Origin of the sequence: Pelomonas sp. KK5, from assembly GCF_001984095.1 — a bacterium.
In the GTDB taxonomy this organism is placed as follows: Bacteria; Pseudomonadota; Gammaproteobacteria; order Burkholderiales; family Burkholderiaceae_C; genus KK5.
This window is the reverse complement of record NZ_LYVQ01000338.1, coordinates 1-4,868: the sequence shown is the minus strand read 5'-3', so window position 1 is coordinate 4,868 and position 4,868 is coordinate 1. Positions and strand designations below refer to the sequence as shown.

Below are 4,868 nucleotides of genomic sequence, written 5' to 3'. Positions count from 1 at the left end.
GCTGGCGAGCGCCGGCTGCACGCTGGCCGAGCTCGACGCGATCGGCTTCGGCCGCGGCCCCGGCGCCTTCACCGGCCTGCGGACCGCCTGTTCGGTGACCCAGGGCCTGGCCTTCGGCGCCGCCAAGCCGGTACTGTCGCTGGACAGCCTGATGCTCGTCGCCGAGGACGCCCGCCAGCAGGCCGAGGCCGCCGGTGCACCGCTTGCCGGCACGATCTGGGTCGTGATGGACGCCCGCATGGACGAGATCTACGCCGCCGCCTATCGATGGGACGGCGCGCGCTGGCATGTCGAGGTGGAGCCGATGCTCTGCGCGCCGGCCGTGCTGCTGCAGCGCTGGGGCGAACCCGCCGCGGTGGCCGGCTCGGCGCTGGTCGCCTTCGAGGGCCGGCTGGGCCTGGCCGGGCGCGAGCTGCGCTGCTGGCCGGCCACCGCCTCGCGCGCCCGCGCGCTGGCCGAACTGGCCCGCCAGGCCTGGGCCCAGGGGGCGGTGCTGGACGCGGCCGAGGCGATGCCCGTCTATGTGCGCGACAAGGTCGCCCAGACGACCGAGGAGCGGCTCGCCGCCCGCGCCGGGAGCGCCGTGGCATGAGCGCCATCGCGCCGGAACGCCCCGCCACCGGCGAGCCGCGGCTCGTGCCCATGCACAGCCGCGACGTGCCCGAGATCATGGCCATCGAGACCCGCGCCTACGCCACGCCCTGGACGCCCGGCAACTTCGTCGACTCGCTGGCCGCCGGCTATCTCGCCTTCGTGCTGCGCGAGCCGGACTCCGCTGAGCTGACGGGTTATTTCCTCGCCATGAAGGGGGCGGGCGAGATGCATTTGCTGAACATCACCGTCGCGCCCGAGCGCGAGGGCCAGGGCCTGGCCCGGCTGATGCTGGACCGCCTGTGCGCGATGTGCCGCGAGCAGGGTTGCGAGCAGCTGTGGCTGGAGGTGCGCGTCGGCAACGCACGGGCGCGGCGCGTCTACCAGCGCTACGGCTTTGCCGAGGTGGGGCTGCGCAAGCGCTACTACCCGACGGCCAGCGGGCCGCGCGAGGACGCGGTGCTGATGAGCCTGGCGGTGCCCGCATGAGCCTCTGGGATGCACGCCAGACGGCGATGCTGAAGGCCATGGGCCTGCGTGTGTGGGCGCCTTCGCCGCCGGCACCGCTGGATGCCGAGATCGACGTGGCGACGATGCAGGCGCCGGAACCGGCTCCGCAGCCGGCGCCTCGTCGTGCGGCGCCGGTCAGCGTGGCCGAGGTGCTGCCGCAGGTGGCCCCGCAGCCCGCGCCGCGCGAAGACGCCGACGGCCGCAGCGCCACCATCGCCGCCATGGACTGGCCCGCGCTGCGCGAGAGCGTGGCCGCCTGCCGCGCCTGCGGCCTGTGCGAGAGCCGCAAGAACACCGTCTTCGGCGTCGGCAACGAGCAGGCGCACTGGATGATCGTCGGCGAGGCGCCGGGCGAGAACGAGGACCTGCAGGGCGAGCCCTTCGTCGGCCAGGCCGGCAAGTTGCTGGACAACATGCTGCTGGCGCTGGGCCTGTCGCGCGGCGAAGGTCCGCCCGAGCAGCAGGTCTACATCGCCAACACGCTGAAGTGCCGCCCGCCGCGCAACCGCAACCCGGAGCCGGATGAACTGGCCCGCTGCGAGCCCTACCTGGACCGCCAGATCGCGCTGGTGAAGCCGCGCGTGATCCTGGCGATGGGTCGCTTCGCCGTGCAGTCGCTCTTGCGCAGCAGCGAGCCGATCGGCCGCCTGCGCGGCCGTGTCCACCAGTACCAGGGCGTGCCGCTGGTGGTCACCTATCACCCGGCCTACCTGCTGCGCAACCTGCCGGACAAGGCGCGGGCCTGGGAAGACCTGTGCCTGGCGCGCGAGGCGATGGCCAGCCGATGAGCAGCCCTTCCGAACTCGAGCAGCAGATCCGCCAGGCCATCGCCGAAGCCGGCGGCTGGCTGCCCTTCGACCGCTTCATGGCGCTGGCCCTGTACGCGCCCGGCCTGGGCTACTACAGCAACGAGCGGCAGAAGTTCGGCCTGATGCCCGCCAGCGGCTCCGACTTCGTCACCGCGCCCGAGTTGTCACCGCTGTTCGGCGAGGCGCTGGCCGCTCAGGTCGGCCAGGCGCTGGAGGCCAGCGGCACCGGTACCGTCTGGGAGTTCGGCGCCGGCACCGGCGCGCTGGCCGCGCAGTTGCTGGAGTGCCTGGGCGAGCGCATCCGCCGCTACGTGATCGTCGACCTCTCCGGCACGCTGCGCCAGCGCCAGGCGGAGAAGCTGGCGCCCTGGCGCGTCAGGGTCGAATGGCTGGATGAACTGCCCGCGAGCTTCGAGGGCGTCGTCGTCGGCAACGAGGTGCTGGATGCGATGCCGGTGCAGCTGCTGCACTTCGACGGCCGCCAGTGGCTGGAGCGCGGCGTGGCCATCGACGGCGAGCGCTTCGCCTGGGCCGACCGGCCGACCACGCTGCAGCCGCCCGCCACTGGCGCTGAAGTACCCAGTTATGTCCCCGGCACCGTCACCGAGATCCATCCGCAGGGCGAAGCCTTCGTGCGCACGCTGGCTTCAGCGTTGACGCGCGGCGCGGCCTTCCTGATCGACTATGGTTTCCCCGAGTCCGAGTATTACCACCCGCAGCGCCACGGCGGCACGCTGATGTGCCACCACCTGCACCAGGCCGATCCCGATCCGCTGGTGCTGGTGGGCCAGAAGGACATCACCGCCCACGTCAACTTCACCGGCATCGCGCTGGCCGGGCAGGACGCCGGCCTGACCGTGCTGGGCTACACCAGCCAGGGGAACTTCCTCATCAACTGCGGCCTGGTCGGCATGCTGTGCCATGCGACGCTGCCGCAGCGCGCGATGGCCCACAAGCTGATCGCCGAGCACGAGATGGGCGAGCTGTTCAAGGTGATCGGCTTCGCGACGCCGGGCGTCGATTTCGACCCGATCGGCTTCACCGCCGGGGATCGCTCCCACACCCTCTGAGGCGACTCAGGGCAGCTCGTCGAGCTGCTGCTGCAGCTTCGCCAGCAGCGTCTTCAGCTGTGCGCATTCCTCGGCGCTGAGCCCCGCTACCGCCGCCTGGCTCAGCTTGCGGCCCTGGGCCTGGATCGCCTTCTGCACTGCACGGCCGGCCGCGCTGACCTCCAGCCGCTGGATGCGGCGATCCGCCTCGTCGGCGCGAGCCTCCAGGTAGCCGCGTTCGCGCAGCGTGGCGATCAGCCGCGCCACCTGGCCCTTGTCGCGACCCGAGTGCTGGACCAGCTCGCTCTGCGTGGCGCCCGGATGGCGGGCGAAGTAGCCCAGCGCCTTGGCCTCCATGTGCGACAGCTCGTGCGCGCCCTCGCGCAACGCGCGGAACTGGCGGGCGCGGAACTGGTGCATCACCGCATGGACGGCCTCGATCAGCTCGTCCGCGTCGACGGCAGGGGCATTGCCGGCCAGATGGTTGACAGTATCAACTTGTTTGCGCATGATGGATGACATTATCAACGATCAACGCACACAAGCCATGAATGCCCCTGAATCGAACATCCCCCTGCGCCGCGTCCAGCGCGTGCGCCATGAACTGCACCGCCGCGAGGTGGAGGTGGTCCGCATCGAGCCGATCGGCCCGCACTTCCTCGCCATCACCTTCTTCGCCGAATCGCTGCGCGGCTTCGTCTCCGAGTCCTTCGACGACCACGTGAAGTTCTTCGTGAATGACGACGCGCGGCGCGACTACACGCCCCGCCGCTTCGACCGCGAGCGCGGCGAACTGACCATCGAGTTCGCGCTGCACGGCCACGGCCCGGCCAGCGACTGGGCCCGCACGGCTGTCGTCGGCCAGCGCGCCGTCATCGGCGGCCCGCGCGGCTCGATGATCATCCCGATGGACTACGACTGGCACCTGCTGGTCGGCGACGGCTCGGCGCTGCCGGCGATCCACCGCCGGCTGGAGGAGCTGCCGGCCGGCGCCAAGGTCTTCGCGATCATCCACGAGCCGGAGGCTGCCGACCGCCGCACGATGGCCAGCCGCGCCGACGTGGCGCTGCAGTGGGTGTCGAGCAACGAGGAACTGGTCGAGGCCGTGCGCGCGCTGGCCCTGCCGGCCGGCGAGGGCTATGCCTGGTGCGCCGGCGAGGCCGCCACGATGACGCGGCTGCGCGGCGTGCTGCTGCAGGAGAAGGGCCAGCCGAAGGAGGCGCTGAAGGTGGCCGTCTACTGGAAGCCCGGCGCAGCGGACTTCCATGAGACGCTAGGCGACTGAAGCGACCACGTACTCGCCGATCGCCAGCGCTGCGGTGAGCCCCGGCGACTCGATGCCGAACAGGTTCAGCAGGCCGCCCCGGCGCTCGATCATGAAATCGGCCGCCGCTTCGCCGGGGCCGCCGAGCTTAGGCCGGATGCCGGCATAGGCCGGCTGCAGCGCGCCGTCGGGCAGGGCGGGCCAGTAGCGTCGGATGGCGGCGTAGAAGGCGTCGGCGCGGCGAGGGTCGACCTGGAAGTCGTCATCGCGCTGCACCCACTGCACATCGGGGCCGAAGCGGGCCTGGCCGGCCAGGTCCAGCGTGAGATGCACGCCGAGGCCGCCCGGCTCGGGCACCGGATAGATGAGGCGCGTGAACGGCGCGCGGCCGGCCAGGCTGAAGTAGCTGCCCTTGGCCAGGTGCCGCGTCGGGATCTGCGCCGCGCCGAGCGATGCGGCCACCGCCTGCGCGGCCAGGCCCGCGCAGTTGACGACGAGACCGGCTTCGAGGCTGGCGGGCTCGGCGCCGCCGACACGCAAGACCTGACCCTCGCCACCCACCACCGGCGAGCCGAAGGCCACCGCGCCGCCGGCCCGCTCCAGGTCGCCCTGCAGCGCCAGCATCAGGCCATGGCTGTCGACGAT

At 71.9% G+C, this 4,868-nt stretch carries 7 protein-coding genes; 5 read left to right on the top strand and 2 right to left on the bottom strand.

What is annotated here, in order from left to right:
- The 4 genes from tsaB to B0W88_RS29755 all read left to right on the top strand — a co-directional run.
- A partial coding sequence (gene tsaB, locus B0W88_RS29770; protein WP_077038142.1) for a tRNA (adenosine(37)-N6)-threonylcarbamoyltransferase complex dimerization subunit type 1 TsaB occupies positions 1-592 on the top strand: 592 nt, incomplete at its 5' end.
- Positions 589-1,080, top strand: a complete 492-nt coding sequence (rimI, locus tag B0W88_RS29765) for a ribosomal protein S18-alanine N-acetyltransferase (protein WP_077038141.1) — start codon at positions 589-591, stop codon at positions 1,078-1,080. The genes tsaB and rimI, both read left to right, overlap by 4 nt.
- Positions 1,077-1,889 carry a uracil-DNA glycosylase family protein gene (locus tag B0W88_RS29760; protein ID WP_077038140.1) on the top strand — a complete coding sequence of 271 codons (813 nt, stop codon included), beginning with the start codon at positions 1,077-1,079 and terminating at the stop codon, positions 1,887-1,889. The genes rimI and B0W88_RS29760 overlap by 4 nt, the downstream gene beginning before the upstream one ends.
- Positions 1,886-2,980: a class I SAM-dependent methyltransferase gene (locus B0W88_RS29755; protein ID WP_077038139.1), complete on the top strand. Its 1,095-nt coding sequence runs from the start codon at positions 1,886-1,888 to the stop codon at positions 2,978-2,980. Before B0W88_RS29760 ends, B0W88_RS29755 begins: the two co-directional genes overlap by 4 nt.
- 6 nt (positions 2,981-2,986) lie before the next feature.
- Here the strand turns inward: B0W88_RS29755 and B0W88_RS29750 are convergent, their stop codons facing one another.
- Complete coding sequence (locus B0W88_RS29750; RefSeq protein WP_077038143.1) at positions 2,987-3,469, bottom strand: MarR family winged helix-turn-helix transcriptional regulator; 483 nt, start codon at positions 3,467-3,469, stop codon at positions 2,987-2,989.
- A gap of 37 nt (positions 3,470-3,506) precedes the next feature.
- Between B0W88_RS29750 and B0W88_RS29745 the strand changes: the two genes are divergently transcribed.
- The gene (locus B0W88_RS29745; protein WP_077038138.1) at positions 3,507-4,244 is read left to right on the top strand and encodes a siderophore-interacting protein; all 738 of its coding nucleotides are present in this window, start codon (positions 3,507-3,509) and stop codon (positions 4,242-4,244) included.
- On the opposite strand, the gene B0W88_RS29740 is transcribed toward B0W88_RS29745, so the two are convergent.
- A partial coding sequence (locus tag B0W88_RS29740) for an NAD(P)/FAD-dependent oxidoreductase (RefSeq protein WP_144007062.1) occupies positions 4,233-4,868 on the bottom strand: 636 nt, incomplete at its 5' end. The genes B0W88_RS29745 and B0W88_RS29740 overlap by 12 nt on opposite strands.